Here is a 16,721-nt window from a genome sequence, read left to right as displayed (position 1 = left end):
CTCTTATTATTTTACAAGTTCTTTGCTTCGCTTACTTTCTTCAAATGCCGTCATTTCAGCATCAAACTTACTCATGCCTGTGTCTATCAAGCTGGCAATCCGCTCTTCCATCTCAAGGTAAGCGGTAGGGATGACACGTACGAATTTGGATACATATTTTTCCCAATCATTCAATATGCGATGTCCTTTAGGACTGTTGGTGTATTCCACGTGCTTCGCAATCATCTTGTACAACTCTGTGATTTCCCGTTGGTCGGTCAATCGCTGCAGCTGTACAAGCTCTTTATTGCATTTGCTATCGAAAAGTCCTTCTTCCTCTTCCAGGATATAAGCGACACCCCCGGACATACCAGCAGCAAAGTTTCTGCCTGTACCCCCTAATACGACGACTTTACCGCCAGTCATATATTCACAGCCATGGTCGCCAATACCTTCGACGACGACATTGGCTCCGCTGTTACGTACGCAGAAACGTTCACCGGCAAGCCCGTTGATATAAGCTTCCCCAGCTGTCGCTCCATAGAAAGAAACGTTACCGACGATGGTGTTTTCATCTGGTGCGAATGTGGACTCTGAGGATGGGTAGACGATGATCTTACCACCGGATAACCCTTTTCCGATATAGTCATTGGTATCGCCGATCATGGTCATCGTCACGCCTTTTGGAACAAAGGCACCAAAGCTTTGACCGGCGGATCCTTTGAAATTCAAGCGAATCGTATCCTCAGGCAAGCCTTCTGCGCCATAGCGGCGAGTAATTTCACTTCCGAGCATCGTACCGGTTACCCGGTTGATGTTTCGGATTGAGTGGTTGATCTCGACCGGTTCTTTATTCTCGATTGCCTTTTTGCAAAGTGGAATCAATTCCTGCATGTCTAATTTCTCCGGCAGCTCATGATCCTGTTTAATAGTTTGATAGGTTCCTCCGCCTACCGGTACAGCCGGCTGATAGAGAAGCGACGTAAAATCTACGCTTTTCGCTTTCCAGTGATCGATATCCTCTTTTGGCTCTAATACATCGGAACGGCCGACCATTTCATTAATGGTGCGGAAACCAAGCTCCGCCATCAACTCACGCGCTTCTTGTGCGATGAAACGCATGAAGTTTGCCACGTGATCGGCGTTTCCAGTGAACTTTTTACGTAGTTCCGGATTTTGGGTCGCGACACCGACCGGGCAAGTATCCAGATGGCATACTCGCATCATGATACAGCCTAATACGACGAGCGGTGCAGTGGAAAATCCGTACTCTTCCGCCCCTAACAAGGTAGCGTAAATGATATCGCGTCCGGTCATCATTTTTCCATCTGCTTCCACCGCAATCCGGTCACGCAGGTTATTCAACACGAGCGTCTGATGGGTTTCAGCAAGACCGATTTCCCAAGGCATACCAGCGTGCTTGATACTTGTTCGAGGCGCAGCACCGGTACCGCCGTCATAACCACTGATTAAGACATGATCGGCTCTTCCTTTTGCAACACCTGCAGCAATCGTTCCTACTCCATCAGCGGAAACGAGTTTAACGCTGATACGGGCTCTCGGGTTGGCATTTTTCAAGTTATGAATCAATTCAGCCAAATCCTCAATGGAATAAATATCATGGTGCGGTGGTGGCGAAATCAATTCAACCCCTGTGGTAGATCCACGTACTTCCGCAATCCAAGGATATACTTTTTTCCCAGGAAGGTGTCCGCCTTCCCCAGGCTTGGCGCCTTGAGCAACTTTGATTTGCAATTCATCGGCATTGACAAGGTAATGGCTGTTGACACCGAAGCGGCCAGAGGCAATCTGCTTGATGGCACTGCGGCGAAAATCTCCATTTTCATCTGGCGTGAAACGGTCAGGATCTTCCCCGCCTTCCCCAGAGTTACTCTTTCCACCGATTTTGTTCATGGCGATGGCTAGTGCTTCGTGTGCCTCTTTACTGATGGCACCAAAGGACATCGCCCCTGTTTTGAATCGCTTAGTAATATCATCGACGGACTCGACTTCTTCAATAGGAATCGAACGTCGTTTTTTGAAGGTCAGTAATCCACGAAGTGATTGCAGATTGTTACGCTCATCCGTCAACAACTGCGAATATTCCTTGAATAATTCGTAGTTGTTGCTTCGGCATGCATGCTGCAGCAGGTGGATCGTGTGTGGGTTATACTGGTGATCCTCGCCGTTTTCACGGTATTGGAACTCGTCCCCTGCTTCCAGGTTTTTGGAAACATTACGATTTTCCCCATAAGCACGTTCATGGCGCATCAATACTTCTTTTTCAATGATATCCAGACCGATACCGCCAAGACGGGTAGCTGTACGCGTGAAATACTTCTCTACGACTTCACTGCTGATTCCTACGGCTTCAAAAATTTGCGCACCACGGTAACTTTGAATCGTGGAAATTCCCATTTTAGAAAGTACTTTTACAACGCCATCCGTGACGGATTGGACATACTTGTCAATCGCTTCCTCAAACGTCACTCCAGTCAAGTCGCCTCGTTCAATCAAGTCATTCAGCGAGTCAAAAGCAAGGTAAGCGTTGATTCCCTCTGCTCCATAACCAAGTAAGGTAGCAAAATGATGAACTTCTCTCGGCTCGGCTGACTCTACCAGGAGGCTGACTTTGGTACGCGTTCCCTGACGGATTAAATGATGATGTAAGCCAGACACAGCAAGCAGTGCTGGTATTGCTGCCTGGTTACGATTAACACCGCGGTCGGATAAAATGATCAGAGTAGTTCCGTTTTCGACTTCACGGTCAGCTTTTTCAAACAAAGCTTCCAGAGCCGCATCCATTGCTCCTTCGCCCTTCGCATCAAATAATATCGGCAGCGTAGCGGCTTTGAATCCATCCACATGCTGTTGACGAAGCATCTCCAGGTGACGATTAGTCAAAGCAAATGTATCAAGACGGATATGCTTACAGCTGTCCGGATTCGGATCAACCAGATTTCCTTCTGCGCCAATTGTCGTTCCTACTGCTGTAACGATTTCCTCACGGATAGCGTCAATAGCAGGGTTCGTGACTTGAGCAAAAAGCTGTTTGAAATAGTTATATAGCAGCTGCGGCTTTTTCGATAACACAGCTAAAGGGGAATCATACCCCATGGAACCTACTGGATCTTTACCGCCGGAAACCATCGGCTTCAAAATTTTATTTAATTCTTCTGTTGTATAACCGAAAGCAAGCTGGTGATCGAGAAGCTGATCTTCCTTCGTCAAAGGAGCTTCTTCCAGAGGTTCTGGCAGGTCGTCTAAATCGTGCATATGATCAGCAATCCATTTATCATAAGGCTGCTCTTTAGCAATTTCAGTTTTAATTTCTTCATCAGGAATGATTTTTCCTTTTTCTAAATCGACAAGCAGCATCTTACTAGGGTGGAGGCGATCTTTATATTCGATTTCATCAGCAAAGATATCCAACGCCCCTACTTCAGAACCGAGGACAATCATGCCGTTTTTCGTGACATAGTACCTTGCTGGACGCAGGCCGTTACGGTCGAGGCACGCGCCTATCTGTGTTCCGTTTGTAAATACCAGCGCCGCTGGTCCATCCCAAGGTTCCATCAACGTGCTGTGATACTCATAGAAATCACGTTTATTTTTTTCAATATCTTTGTTATTCGCCCATGGCTCAGGAATCATCATCATTGCTGTATGGGCAAGTGAACGGCCCGATAGATGCAAGAATTCAAATGCATTATCAAACATGGAAGAGTCACTGCCATTGTCATCAATGACCGGCAATACTTTTTCTAAGTCTTCTTCACTGAAGTATTCAGATTGGCATAGCGATTGACGTGCCCGCATCCAATTGACGTTTCCTCTTATTGTATTGAATTCACCGTTGTGGATGGTGTAGCGATTCGGATGGGATCTCTTCCAACTTGGGAAAGTGTTGGTACTGAAGCGGGAGTGTACTAATGCCAATGCGGATATAAAATCAGGGTGGTTCAAGTCAATATAGAAAGAATCTAACTGTTCAGGGATGAGCATCCCTTTGTAAACAATCGTGCTGGTCGACAAACTGCTGATATAAAAATCATCGCAGCCATCCATTTCTGCAATTTTCAGTGCTGCACGTTTACGAATGATGTACAAACGTCGTTCGAATGCCATTCGATCTTTGAAATCTTCTGAAGGTGCGATAAAAACTTGTCTTATGAATGGCTTCGTCTTTTTAGCACTGTCACCGACAAACGAATCGTTGACCGGAACTGTCCGCCAGCCCAGCAGCTCCTGGCCTTCCTCACGAATGATATCTTCTAAAATCTCAATGCATTGATGACGTTTATAGCCATCTTGCGGGAGAAATATCATTCCAACCCCATATTCGCCTTCTCCTGGAAGTTCGATATTTTCTTTCTCACATTGTTTTAAAAAGAAACGATGGGGTATCTGTGTAAGTATGCCGGCCCCGTCTCCTGAATTGACGTCGGCCGACTGGCCGCCGCGGTGTTCAAGGTTACACAGAATAGTAACTGCGTTCTGAACGATATCATGGGATTTTCTTCCGTTGATATTGGCAATCATACCGATTCCACAAGCTTCATGCTCGTTGGCAGGATTATAGAGACCTTGCGGAATTGGATATCCATGTTTTTCCATGATCATTCCTCCTCTATTTATAAAAAATTGTACTATTGTAGGGAAAGTGAAAAAATTCAGTCTTTTCGAGTATGAAAAATAGTATACCATGAAATTGTCAGTCGATTACAGTCCTATACAATAACTGCAACTTTAGACCTATGTAATGTTACGAAAAAGACAACGCTTTCATGCGTTCCTTATTTGTTTAAAATCCTTATATGACAGGATTTCATCGAAATTTTGAACTTTTTTTGAACTTTTTACTTGAGTAAGCCTTGTAAGGTGCTAAATTTTGTTATGTATAAAAATGATATTTACATTTTATTTATGCAATTATGCTGGTGGATGAAAATAACCAGACCTTAGCAAAATTGGAGATAAACCGTAAAAAGAAGCTTACTTTCCTACCCAACTTTTGCAAAACCAGAGAATGAGCCATAGACAAGTTTTCCATGGCTCTTTCTCTTGTCACCTTTCTTTTAAAGCTTTATTCCAATACGATTCATACGCTTTTAAATCGCTTTTACTGAATAAAACAAATCGGATATGTTTGACATGTTTCAGCCCTGTTATTTCATTCAAAACTGTGTTTAAAACTATAGGAATTGCTTCTTTAAGCGGATAACCAAAAGCCCCGGTTGATATAGAGGGAAATGCAATACTTTCTACCTCTTTTTCCTCCGCTTGCTTCAATGCCTCAACGTAACATCTTTGCAGCAGCTCACCTTCTGGCTTATCCCTGCCATAAACAGGATCGAGACAATGAATAACATAGTCATTCGGCAGTTTGAAAGCAGGGGTGATAACAGCTTTTCCAGGGCTGATGGGAGCGAACCGCTTTCCGGCTTCGGCAAGATCAGGACCCGCCATTTTATACAGGGCACCGGCAACTCCTCCTCCTGTACGAAGTTCTGCATTCGCCGCATTTACAACCGCATCCATGTCGGTTTGATTTGCAATATCGCCTTGTATCGTGTCCACTACTACACCCTCAAGCGTTCGTTTCAATATAAGCCACCTCTTTATAGAAGTTTTTATATATCCATACCTCTTCCCGCTAACATTTTAACCTCATGAAAAAGCAGTATCTCCCTCCATAATGGAAGATACTGCTTGATAAGAATCTATATAATAAGCAGCTTACTGTTGTCCGAACTCCAGTACTGGCTGCTGTTGGATAGGTTCCGGTTGTGGGGTAATACGTTTGCGTTTCCTGAAACGCGTAGCAAGCGAATCAAACGCTGCTAAAACAGAGAAAAAACCAAAAACAGTTAGAGACAAAATCGATAGAGAGGTTACCATACCCGCTATCCCCTTTCACATTTCTTTATATATTATTATTTACACCTATATAATATCAAATATTCTTATAAAGTAAATACATATTATGAAATTCTTAAAAATACTGTCGTATTCTTGGCTATATTGTGAATAGCTTGGAATTTTTCAAAAAATTGCATTCCCTTTTCAGGGGGAATGCAACCGTTAATTTATGGCATTTTCACCATTGATATAACCCGCCCCATAGACGTTCGGATCCTTATTACGCCAAATATTAGCACTCTGTTTCAATCGCTGTTTTATCTCATATGGTGTGGCTTCCGGGTTATGCTGCTTCATCAATGCCACAACACCTGCGCAAAGGGGAGTCGCCATGGAAGTACCAGAAAGTACAAAATAATCGTTGTCGACACGGGCGTTTTTTTGGGCTTTATCCAAATAGGACCCAGGAGCCCTCAGTGAAATGATATTGACACCGGGTGCAAGGATATCCGGCTTGGTAACATCATAGATGGTTGGTCCTCTGCTTGAGAATGATGCCACATCATCATCTTCCCTTGTGTCGACGGAATCCTTATCGTCTAATGCGCCGACAGTAATTACCTGATCACTCAAACCAGGGCTTGCGATTGTTTTTGCTTCCGGTCCTTCATTCCCTGCCGCTACGCAAATGATAATCCCTTCTTTCCATGCTGCTTCCACGATTTTAACCATCGGATCTTCATTCTCGGATGAAAAAGCCTGAGCCGTACTCCCCAGCGACATACTGATGATATCAATCCGGCTCTCCGGATGTTCTTCATTATATCGAATACACCATTCTACCCCTTGCATGACCGTCTCCAGGGAACCTGATCCGACCTTGTCGAGTACTTTGACACCAACAAGGTTTGCTTCTGGAGCAGGACCCTGGTATTTACCCTGTGAGGCTGAGCCATCACCGGCTGCATCGCCGGCACAATGCGTTCCATGGCCATTATCATCATAAGGGGCGGTACGTTCATTAATAAAATCTACAAAGTCTACGATTCTTCCCTCTAAATCCTGGTGTGGATGGATGCCTGTATCGATAATCGCTATCGTGACCCCGTTCCCTGTCAATCGCTTATTATTGCGTACGATATTCTTTGCATGGGCTGCTTCGACAGCTACATCAAGAAGGGCATGAACTTCTTTGTCCACATATACTTTTTTAATATGATTACAGTTTGCCAGGATGTCCTCCAGCCCGGCAGGCGTCACTTGAGCACTACAGCAGGATATACGTGAAAAATCATGCTTGAATTTGCACGCATGGTGACGTTCCAGTACTTCATGAAGCTTGATACAATCTGCTTCATAGTAGTCGTCTTCAAACTCGACAATCAAGGAAAGCTTTTTTCTTTTCTTCACATATCCTTCATAAACACGATGTAGAAAGCATGGCGTCCATTTGAATGGGCGATAGCCATTTAATATTTCATCTCGTAGCGGCTTTTCTAACTTATCGGCGTAAGCTCTTACCATTTGAACCATTGAATAACCAAACATTCTTTTTCCCTTCCTTTCTTCGGTGTTCCTATAATCTATGAATGAAGAAAAAGAAAGGAAAGGTGTTTGTCCATTATTCTAGTAAATTGGCTATTCAATCACCTGTAATAGGGACTAAGTGCAAGCATTCTAACGGTAGATTGGCGTGGTAGCTGGTTGACATCCCTCTCTTCAACACGCGTTTCTTATTTCGGCAACGTGGGGATGTCTACAAGCTTAAAGGCAAATGAAATTTAGCATTAAAATCCCCCTGAGATGAGGTATCTCAGGGGGTTGCTTTTAGAATGGATTGGTCGCCCACTGTGCGGATGTTTTGATGAAGATTCGCGGATGGAGTTTCAATTGGGCGATCATATATTCAGCAATGTCTTCGGGCTGCATGAATTTTTGCTTTTCCTCTTCTGTACTATCTCCTTTACCAGTAAGCTCCGTAGCAACCATACTTGGTGTCATGGCAAACACACGGATATTGTGTGGACGAACCTCCTGCATCAAGGCTTCACTCATTCCCAGCAACCCGAATTTGGAAGCACTGTAGGCAGTGGATCCTGCCGTGCCCTTCAACCCGGACATGGATGAGATATTGATGATATCCCCGCCTTGTTTTTCGATCAACTGTGGCAGAACATTTCGAGTGACATGGTAAACACCCATGAGATTGACATCAATGGTTTGTTTCCAATCTTCCGGATCCATTTCCAAGAAAGAACCTTTCTTCATAATGCCCGCATTATTGATCAAAATATCAAAGGTTCCCAGCTTATCTGTCAGATTTACCACCGCTTTTTCTACCTGTTCTGGTGAAGAGACATCTACTGCCGCATAGGCTGCCTGTACGCCAAGCGTTTCTACTTCGGCTGCCACTTCTTTTAATGACGCCTCTGTTCGCGCGATCAAACCGACATTTACTCCCTCTTTTGCCAGGGCGAGTGCTGTTTCCCTCCCTATACCTCTTCCTGCACCCGTTACCAGGGCGACTTTTCCTGTCAGTGACTGTGCCAAATTCATTCTCCTTTCTATTTCATGCTGTTTCAAGGGTATCAAAAAAAAGCATATCTGTTTATTTTGATGCCTTGCTTCCTATTAAAGTTAAGGGTGAAATAGTTAAAAGGAGGAATGATAAATTGAGTAAAAGTAACGATTTCATCCAATACTTTTTATCACATCGTACAGTCACTAATGAATTGATAGAAAAAATCGGAACCGAACATGTAAACTATCAGCCTACTCCAACTTCCATGCCTGCACGTAAACTGGTAAACCACATGCTGAAAAGCTTTTACCAGTTCACTGCTGCTGCAGCAAAGCAAGAGCCGAAACAATTGTTTGATCAGGAAGAAGATGCTTCGCTAACGGAACTGGCAGAGACTTATACCAGTGAGACGAAAAAGCTGATCGAAGCTATGTCTGATGAGGACTTCTCCGAAACAGTGGATTTGACGGAAATGTTAGGAGTTAAACTCCCCGCAGAGAAAGTATTGAATCTGGCGATGGATCACGAAATACATCATAAAGGCAACTTGTTCGTATATGTGCGGGAAATGGGACATACGGAGCTCCCGATGTTTGTAAAACAAGGGGGATAAATGAGAACTGATCCAGGGTATTAAAGGTTCACCTTGTTTATGAAGGATATCAGCCTATCCTGTCGAATATAATTTAAGTAATCTTAATGTCAGGAGGAATATCCTTGCTGGAATTTAAATCAATGAACAAATTATCCTTTCAGGATTATATTAATTTTCTTATTCCTAATTATGCCGAAGAAATCGGTCGCAATTTTAACAAACCGTCTGAGAAAATATTAGAAGATGCTTATGAGCAATTTGCCCAGCTGCTACCGGATGGACTAGACACAGCTGATCACTACCTCTTAGACATCCATGACACTACGAAAAAGCGGCACGTCGGCAAGCTATGGTACCATCTTAAACAAGACGAGCAATCCGCTTATATTTACCATTTATGGATCGAGGAGCCTTTTCGCAGGAAGGGATTGGGATACCAGACCTTAAAGCACCTCGAAAATGAATTAAAAGCCCAGGGCATCACTACTATTGGACTGAATGTATTCGGTGATAACAAAAACGCCTATCACCTTTACAAAAAAATGGGCTACCATACAGGCGCTATTGTAATGGAAAAGGTTTTATAACCCATTCAGAAAAGCAGGCAGGAAATCTGCCTGCTTTTCTGTGATTTGAACCTGTTATCTTGATTTTTCAAGGGTTTTATTGGCCTGCGATAAAACAAAGTCAACAAGTACCTCTTTATAAGACTGAACACTTTCAATATATACTAATTCATTGTCCCCATGCCAGTCAGCGCCTGCCGGTCCAAATTCAACAGCTGATGCTCCATACTTGGTGAAAAACTGGCCGTCATTAGATCCGTGCTGTCCGTATAGGTTGGCACGTTCCACACTGGTTTGGTTAACCAATGACTGAGCCAGCTGAACTACATACGGATTATCTTCCTTTGTTTTAACAGGGTCATTGATGATATGGGTACTTATCTGACCATTTGTTATCTCTTCAATCTGCTTATAAACTTCATCCGGTGACTGATCAGGTAAATATCGAATGTCTAAAGACATTTCACACTTATCCGGGACTTTATTGTATACGCTCCCGCCTTTTATTTTAGCCAGGTTGATGGATGGTTTGCCAAACATAGGAGGACCAGTTTCCTGTGCAAAAGGCAATTTTAGAATTTGTTCAAATAAACTATAAGCTTCCACTATTGCATTTTTTCCTTCCCATGGACGGCTGCCGTGCGCAGGTTTTCCTTCTATAACCATGTCAAGCTGCAATACTCCTTTGGATTGAATAGCGATATTCAAGTGGGTCGGTTCTCCGCAAATTACGAATTCGCCAATATATCCTTGCTCGGTTAAAAATTTGGTTCCATTTTTCCCGCCTGTTTCTTCATCAGGTACAATTTGCAGCTGAACCTTATTGGATAACTCTTCATCTTTCAGTTGTGCCATGGCCATCATCATAGCAGCAGCCCCTGCCTTCATATCTGCTGTACCACGGCCGTACATCTTACCATCTTCTATATAAGGTTGAAATTGTTCTTCCTCTGCCTCTATGACATCAATATGCCCATTGAGAATAACTGTTCTTTCTCCCTGGCCAAGTTCGCATATCAACATGTGATAACCATTGTTCTCCAGCTTTTCCACTGGTAACCCCTGATCCTTTAGCCAGCCTTCACAAAAATCTACAGCCTTATTTACACCTGCTTTTGTAGAGCTATCAATTTTTATCAGCTCTTCAAGCAAAGGAGTTACATCTCCCATTGTTTCCCTCCTCCTATAATTTTCAAGCCTTTATTATCCCTTATCCTCCTATAAAACAGGATAAACATTAGTATAAACAGACAAGTCTCGCGGACTTGTCTGTTTTGTTGCGATCTCTGCTTTTTCTATTGACGGATTCCTGCCTCGGTGAAAGTATTTTGAACATTTCGTTCGTCAATCCGTACAACTCTGTCATGACGGGCTAATTCTATTTCCTGGTCATCTTGCAGCCACTCTTTCTTCACTTTGCGTCCGTCTGTCAAGGCAAGGATGGCAGAAGGAATATCTGCTCCTGCAATATGGGTAAAAGCATATCCTCCTCCGAAACGTGGATTGATATCAATAACATAATATTCTTTGCCATCATAATAAACATCTGCATTCATATAGCCGGCATGCCTTAGGTTTTCTCCCATTTTTCGGGCTATGTCATCAAGCTCTTTTTGATGTACAGTCACACATCTATCAACGTCTCCTCCTCGCATAGCAAGCTGCTTACGGACGAATGAAGCAAGGAAGTTACCTTCCAGGTCGTTAAACATATCTAAGCTAAATTTTTCTCCTTCAATAACTTCCTCAATTAGGACATTATCTTCCGGGTCTTTAGATGTTGCATCAGCTAATGGTGTTTCTTTGACTGTTTTTACTGCATGCTGATAAGCAAATTCCATTTCCTCTACGTCATTGACAATTTCGACTCCCATAGAGGCAGATCCATTGCGCGGCTTCACAATCAAAGGAAATGACACTTCCTTGTTGTTTAACGCTTCTACAGCATCGTTTAGTTTCAGGTAAGATCGAGGAGCAACTACACCAAAGGAGCCAAGCATTTCCCTGTACTTTCCTTTGTCCCTAACTTTCTGAACTACCTGAGGATCAGGGGTGAATACGGATACACCTAGTTCCATCAGCTCTTTTTTATAATTTGCTATTTTAGGAACCTCCCAATCATTCAGAGGAACAATCGCTTTTATATCATTCTCTTTGCAGATATGAAGGATTGCTTCTATATAGCGTTCATCTGTTTGATGAGGTATAACATAATTTTTATCACCGGCCTGTAAGGAAGGAGCATTATGATCAGGATCTGCTACAACCACTTGCCCTAATATCCCGGCATTTTTCATCGCTTCTTGGAAAAAACCGACAAAATCTATTCTTCTTGCACCTGATGTCAATAAAACATTCATTCTTATTCACCTCACTGGTTTCTTTTAGATAGTAAATTTCGTATTTCCGTTATACCCGCAAGGAGAAAGGTTAATCTTCCTTTTTTCCATAAAAAAGCAACAGACCCTTCATCAAAAAGCTGAGATGAAGAGCCTGTCGTATTTCTTACGTGTTATTTCAAGAATATTACATTTAAATTAAACTATTATCATAGCCATTTTTAAATTAACCTTGATAATCTTTTGGTTTGATTTCTTCTCCGTTCTTGCCACTATATCGAAGTCCCCAACCGGTCAAGGCGGCAACCAACATGACGATCAATAATCCCCATCCTTGAAAGACATACGGAAATACTTCCGTAGGGCTTACAACCGGAAGAAAATCATATTCTTCCGCCGCCCCTTTGATCGTTGCCCAGGCAAGCAGGACGCCTCCACTCCACGGGAATATATATCCGAGAGATGAAGACACGGTATCTAAGAAGTTCGCTCTACGGTATGAATGTATGTTCATTTCTTTCCCAATTTTTCTGACAAAAGGTGCGGCAGCGATTTCTGCAGCAGTATTGATGGTAATAAACACATTCAAGAAAGCTACAATGGCAAAAATCGAAAGCTCTGCTCGACGCACTACGTTATTAATGATATTCAAAAAGAAGTTTTTGATCGTTTCCATCGTGCCGGCAACTTCCATTAAATGAGCGGCAGCGAGAATAAATAAGATTAAGATGGCCATATTGAAATAGCCGCCGATTCCGCTCATCAAAGCTCCTTCAATGACTGCTTCTCCTGACTCATTTCGATATACATGAAGAACTTTTGTCAAACTGGTTCCTGTCAGGAAAATAAATACGACCGATGCGACGATTCCCCACGTCAAGGAGGTCAGAAGATGGTGCCCTGACAAGGCAAGGTATAATACGAGGATGAATGGAATCAACATCCATAACCCGTTCGGTCCAACCTGGCTTTGTAAATTGTTTAATGCAGTTTCATTTCCACCGGAGCCGCCGCCGCCAAAAATAATGAATAAAATCAATGTTGGAATAGCAGCGGTTACAGAATATTTGAATCGTGATCGTACAACACCAGGTACGTCCGCTTCCTGTGTCGTAGCAGAAACAATCGTCGTATCGGAAACCGGTGCCAGATTATCTCCGAATACAGCACCACTTAGAATCGCAGCTAATAAAATAACCGGATCTGCACCAAGGATAATCCCTGCCGGGTACATCAGAATCCCAAATGTGGCTACCGTTCCATAGCCTGTCCCGACCGCGGTAGCGAACAATGCTGCCAGCAGGAAGGTCAATCCGACGAACATGCCGCCTTCAACACCGGTCTGAAAACCGAACCAGATCAAACCATCCACTAATCCACCTGCAGATAACATTTTCGCGAACATTCCCGCCCAGAACCAGGCGATTACGGCAATCACGCCAATCGGCTGCGCCATACCCGTAAATAAGCTTTGAGCATAATTCGACCATTTTGATTTAGTGAAAAACAATCCAAGGGCAATACCAATCACCATACCAAGCACAAGCGCTTCTTCTGTGACAAGCTTGGCCACACTTAATGAGATTGCCCAAATGATGAAAAATACTAAAGGAATCGTGGCAGTAAATACACCGCCCCTGAATTCCAGCTTCTTGATTGATTTTTCACCAATCGCTTCATCAATGACTTCATCTTGATGTTTTTTACTCATATGACTCCCTCCAAATAACTATTTCACTGCATAAGTGTATCATATCTAAGATTTTTGTAAACGTTTTCAACGGGTTACCTTTCTCCTTAGCTAAAAATCATCCACTTATAACTTCGAACATTACGTGAATTTTCTGGCAAGCGGAGTCGATTTTTTTGGGATGTGATTGTATAAACAAGATAGAAGTGATATGTTATAAGCGTTCACTTATATAAACAAAATATTATATAACTAAAATGTAATGTAAAGGAGAATGATCATGCAAATTACAGATGAAGCAAAAGTTTTTTTAACGGACATGCTAAAGGAGCATAACGCCCAAGGGATCAAGGTATATGTGACCGGCGGAGGATGCTGCGGACCAGCAATCGGGCTAGCTTTAGATGCTCCGGAAAAAGGTGACATCGTTAAGGAAATTAATGGTATTCAAACGGCCTTTGAAAAAGAAGCGCATGAAACAGCTTCTGGTATCACATTGGACTTGAATACTACGGAGGAAGGCAAAGGTCTGATCATCAAGGGAATGGATCAGTGCTGCTAAGGAGGCGATTGGGATGCTGAAAAAAACAACAGCAAAATCATTGCATCCATACAACCAGCTGTTCAAAATGCTAAATGACCCGAACCGTTTACGGATATTGCTTTACTTAAAAAATGAAGAGCTGTGCGTGTGTAATTTGATGTCTTTATTGGATATGAGCCAGCCTGCAGTCAGCCAGCAATTGAAAAAGCTTCGCGAGGCTTCTCTGATCAATATGCGAAGACAGAACCAATGGAAATTCTATCGATTGAATGATAATTTTCCATATCTGGATTTGCTTATGAAAATCTTGAACGAGCTGCCTGATATCTCACATGAAATTGACGCCCTCACCGCTGATGGTACACGGGTAGTCTGTACAGTTATGGAAAGATAAGAATAACACGATGGAGGTTATAAAGATGAAAACAAAAGTAGAAATTTTCGATCCCGCCATGTGCTGCCCGACAGGAGTATGCGGTCCAAGTGTCGATCCGGAACTGACACGGATTTCCCGTACCGTCATGAAACTGGTCAACGAAGGGTATGACGTCACCCGTTATAATCTTGCCCAGGAACCGGAACAGTTCACCAACACGGAAGTGACAAAGCTGATGGAGGAAAAGGGAACGGAAGCCCTTCCCGCAACCGTTGTCGATGGAAAATTAGTCAAAGCCGGCAATTATCCATCCTTTGGTGAATTTGCAGCATGGTTCGATTTCAATGAATCCGACCTCCAGGTGACCACTCCTAAAAAGAAAATTGACTTCACCACAAAATAATTGGCGGGGAGGCATTTCCATGAAAAAATTACAACCGGAATATATTTCCGATACACGGCATTTATTCTTCACAGGAAAAGGCGGCGTCGGTAAAACATCAACCGCCTGCGCAACTGCGGTCGCCCTTGCCGATGCCGGCAAACAAACATTGATTGTCAGTACCGATCCTGCTTCCAACTTGCAGGATGTGTTTCAAACAGATATCAAGAGCAAGCCAACGCCCATCCCGGAGATTTTTAATCTGTCTGCCGCGAATCTCGACCCCGAAGAAGCAGCTCGCCAGTATCGTGAAAAAATGGTCGGTCCCTATCGTGGAAGATTACCAGAGGCAGCCATCCGAAATATGGAAGAGCAATTATCCGGGGCTTGTACAGTAGAGATTGCTGCATTTGATGAATTCACTAATTTGCTTGCGGATAAGGAAGCGACGAAGGAATTCGACCATATCATCTTTGATACTGCCCCAACCGGGCATACACTTAGACTGCTCCAATTGCCGACAGCCTGGAAATCTTTTTTGGAAGAAAGCACGCATGGAGCCTCTTGTCTTGGCCCTCTTTCTGAACTGGCAGAAAAAAAGTTTCTGTATGAGCAAACAGTAGAGGCTTTATCCGATCCCTCTGCAACAAGGCTCGTGCTTGTTGCAAGACCCGATCAGTCTTCACTGAAAGAAGCAAAGCGGGCCGGCAATGAACTTGCCGACATCGGAATTAAAAACCAGACACTTGTTGTCAATGGTGTTTTCGAACGGCAGTCGGTTGACCGTTTAGCTGAAAAACTGGAAGAGGTCCAGCAAACTTCCCTGGCAGCTATCCCAGACGAATGGCCTCAGATTCCTGTCTATCATTTGCCGTTGGTACCTTTTAACTTGACCGGAATCGAAGCTTTACGCAACTTCTTTTTATCGAATGTCACGTTCGAACATGTATTGACAGAACAGAAGGCTTCCCATGACCTTCCTTCTGTCAAAGCGATTATCGATGACCTCGAACCAAAAGGCCAGGGTGTATTCATGACAATGGGAAAAGGCGGGGTCGGGAAGACGACGATGGCCGCCGCGGTAGCGCTAGGCCTGGCGGAACGGGGGCTCCACGTCCATCTAACGACAACGGATCCTGCTGCCCATTTGACCGATGTTCTGAATAATGAAGAAGGGAAAGGCTCCCTACAAGTGAGCAGAATCGATCCGCATGCGGAAGTGGAAGCGTACAAGAAAAAAGTGCTGGCCAATGTCAGCGAAGACTTGTCAGAAGATGAACTGGACTATATCAAGGAAGATCTTGAATCTCCATGCACGGAAGAAATTGCTGTCTTTCAGGCATTTGCTGAGGTGGTAGACAAAGCGAATGATGCGTTTGTCATTATCGATACCGCCCCGACCGGGCATACGCTGTTACTTCTCGATGCTGCCCATTCCTACCAACGGGAAGTAGAACGGACAGCTGGTGAAATTCCAGCATCAGTTAAAAACCTGCTGCCAAGGCTGCGTGATCCCGCGCAGACATCCGTCGCTCTCGTGACACTCCCGGAAGCGACACCGGTGTTTGAAGCCCAGCGCTTGCAGAAGGATTTGCGACGCGCCTCCATTGAACCATCCTGGTGGCTGATCAATCAGAGCTTCCAGGCTGCTGAAACAAAAGACCCGACCTTGAACGGACGTGCGGTTGCAGAACAGCAATGGATTGAAAAAGTAAAAAACGAACTTTCCAACAGAACAGCCATCGTTCCATGGCAGCCCGATAAAGTGATCGGTACTGCAAAGCTGCAACAACTGATAGCTGACTAACTAACAGGAAAATTCTTAATGTACAATTGGAAGAAAATCGTAAAAACGATAGAAATCAAA

Annotated in this window: 14 protein-coding genes; 6 read left to right on the top strand and 8 right to left on the bottom strand. The window is 43.6% G+C overall.

All coding sequences use genetic code 11. The features are described 5' to 3' along the window. Positions 1–6: 6 nt before the first annotated feature. From gltB to BLV00_RS03455, 5 genes are all read right to left on the bottom strand, one after another. A complete protein-coding gene (gene gltB / locus BLV00_RS03470; protein WP_093042438.1) occupies positions 7–4,596 on the bottom strand; it encodes a glutamate synthase large subunit in 4,590 nt (1,529 codons plus the stop codon). A gap of 450 nt (positions 4,597–5,046) precedes the next feature. Beyond that, the gene (locus BLV00_RS03465; protein WP_093042436.1) at positions 5,047–5,586 is read right to left on the bottom strand and encodes a macro domain-containing protein; all 540 of its coding nucleotides are present in this window, start codon (positions 5,584–5,586) and stop codon (positions 5,047–5,049) included. Positions 5,587–5,718: 132 nt separating this feature from the next. Then, on the bottom strand, positions 5,719–5,880 hold the full coding sequence (locus tag BLV00_RS21840) for a hypothetical protein (RefSeq protein ID WP_176791308.1): 162 nt from the start codon (positions 5,878–5,880) through the stop codon (positions 5,719–5,721). Positions 5,881–6,063: 183 nt separating this feature from the next. Then, entirely contained in the window at positions 6,064–7,389 is a 1,326-nt protein-coding gene (locus BLV00_RS03460) for a S8 family peptidase (protein WP_093042434.1), read from the bottom strand. Positions 7,390–7,668: 279 nt separating this feature from the next. Continuing rightward, positions 7,669–8,397, bottom strand: coding sequence for a 3-ketoacyl-ACP reductase (locus tag BLV00_RS03455; protein ID WP_176791307.1), 729 nt, complete (start codon positions 8,395–8,397; stop codon positions 7,669–7,671). A 116-nt stretch (positions 8,398–8,513) separates the two neighbouring features. On the opposite strand from BLV00_RS03455, the gene BLV00_RS03450 reads away from it, so the two are divergent. Beyond that, positions 8,514–8,975 (top strand): DinB family protein, encoded by a 462-nt coding sequence (locus BLV00_RS03450; RefSeq protein ID WP_093042430.1) that lies wholly within the window; start codon positions 8,514–8,516, stop codon positions 8,973–8,975. Between the two features lie 104 nt (positions 8,976–9,079). After that, positions 9,080–9,544, top strand: coding sequence for a GNAT family N-acetyltransferase (locus tag BLV00_RS03445; protein ID WP_176791306.1), 465 nt, complete (start codon positions 9,080–9,082; stop codon positions 9,542–9,544). 54 nt (positions 9,545–9,598) lie between these two features. On the opposite strand, the gene BLV00_RS03440 is transcribed toward BLV00_RS03445, so the two are convergent. The 3 genes from BLV00_RS03440 to BLV00_RS03430 all read right to left on the bottom strand — a co-directional run bounded on the left by BLV00_RS03440 (position 9,599) and on the right by BLV00_RS03430 (position 13,573). Beyond that, on the bottom strand, positions 9,599–10,693 hold the full coding sequence (locus BLV00_RS03440; RefSeq protein ID WP_093042426.1) for a M20 family metallopeptidase: 1,095 nt from the start codon (positions 10,691–10,693) through the stop codon (positions 9,599–9,601). Positions 10,694–10,818: 125 nt separating this feature from the next. Continuing rightward, on the bottom strand, positions 10,819–11,883 hold the full coding sequence (locus BLV00_RS03435) for an ATP-grasp domain-containing protein (RefSeq protein WP_093042424.1): 1,065 nt from the start codon (positions 11,881–11,883) through the stop codon (positions 10,819–10,821). A gap of 205 nt (positions 11,884–12,088) precedes the next feature. Further along, positions 12,089–13,573 carry a Na+/H+ antiporter NhaC family protein gene (locus BLV00_RS03430; RefSeq protein ID WP_093042422.1) on the bottom strand — a complete coding sequence of 495 codons (1,485 nt, stop codon included), beginning with the start codon at positions 13,571–13,573 and terminating at the stop codon, positions 12,089–12,091. A 259-nt stretch (positions 13,574–13,832) separates the two neighbouring features. Between BLV00_RS03430 and BLV00_RS03425 the strand changes: the two genes are divergently transcribed. Genes BLV00_RS03425 through arsA form a run of 4 tightly spaced genes read left to right on the top strand, consistent with a single transcriptional unit; the run spans position 13,833 to position 16,661 of the window. Beyond that, entirely contained in the window at positions 13,833–14,114 is a 282-nt protein-coding gene (locus BLV00_RS03425) for an adhesin (RefSeq protein WP_093042420.1), read from the top strand. 13 nt (positions 14,115–14,127) lie between these two features. Further along, positions 14,128–14,490 (top strand): ArsR/SmtB family transcription factor, encoded by a 363-nt coding sequence (locus BLV00_RS03420; RefSeq protein ID WP_093042418.1) that lies wholly within the window; start codon positions 14,128–14,130, stop codon positions 14,488–14,490. A gap of 25 nt (positions 14,491–14,515) precedes the next feature. After that, a complete protein-coding gene (gene arsD / locus BLV00_RS03415) occupies positions 14,516–14,875 on the top strand; it encodes an arsenite efflux transporter metallochaperone ArsD (protein ID WP_093042416.1) in 360 nt (119 codons plus the stop codon). A gap of 19 nt (positions 14,876–14,894) precedes the next feature. After that, a complete protein-coding gene (arsA, locus tag BLV00_RS03410) occupies positions 14,895–16,661 on the top strand; it encodes an arsenical pump-driving ATPase (protein ID WP_093042414.1) in 1,767 nt (588 codons plus the stop codon). The last annotated feature ends 60 nt before the right edge of the window (positions 16,662–16,721 follow it).

Source organism: Thalassobacillus cyri (assembly GCF_900107755.1).
Classification (GTDB): Bacteria; Bacillota; Bacilli; order Bacillales; family Halobacillaceae; genus Thalassobacillus; species Thalassobacillus cyri.
Note: the sequence above shows the minus strand (reverse complement) of the source record. Positions and strands in the feature narration are given on the sequence as shown.

Coding starts and splice junctions, on each gene's coding strand:
- gltB (WP_093042438.1), bottom strand. CDS start 4,596: ATGGAAAAACATGGATATCCAATTCCGCAAGGTCTCTATAATCCTGCC.
- BLV00_RS21840 (WP_176791308.1), bottom strand. CDS start 5,880: ATGGTAACCTCTCTATCGATTTTGTCTCTAACTGTTTTTGGTTTTTTC.
- BLV00_RS03460 (WP_093042434.1), bottom strand. CDS start 7,389: ATGTTTGGTTATTCAATGGTTCAAATGGTAAGAGCTTACGCCGATAAG.
- BLV00_RS03455 (WP_176791307.1), bottom strand. CDS start 8,397: ATGAATTTGGCACAGTCACTGACAGGAAAAGTCGCCCTGGTAACGGGT.
- BLV00_RS03440 (WP_093042426.1), bottom strand. CDS start 10,693: ATGGGAGATGTAACTCCTTTGCTTGAAGAGCTGATAAAAATTGATAGC.
- BLV00_RS03435 (WP_093042424.1), bottom strand. CDS start 11,883: ATGAATGTTTTATTGACATCAGGTGCAAGAAGAATAGATTTTGTCGGT.
- BLV00_RS03430 (WP_093042422.1), bottom strand. CDS start 13,573: ATGAGTAAAAAACATCAAGATGAAGTCATTGATGAAGCGATTGGTGAA.
- BLV00_RS03425 (WP_093042420.1), top strand. CDS start 13,833: ATGCAAATTACAGATGAAGCAAAAGTTTTTTTAACGGACATGCTAAAG.
- BLV00_RS03420 (WP_093042418.1), top strand. CDS start 14,128: ATGCTGAAAAAAACAACAGCAAAATCATTGCATCCATACAACCAGCTG.
- arsD (WP_093042416.1), top strand. CDS start 14,516: ATGAAAACAAAAGTAGAAATTTTCGATCCCGCCATGTGCTGCCCGACA.
- arsA (WP_093042414.1), top strand. CDS start 14,895: ATGAAAAAATTACAACCGGAATATATTTCCGATACACGGCATTTATTC.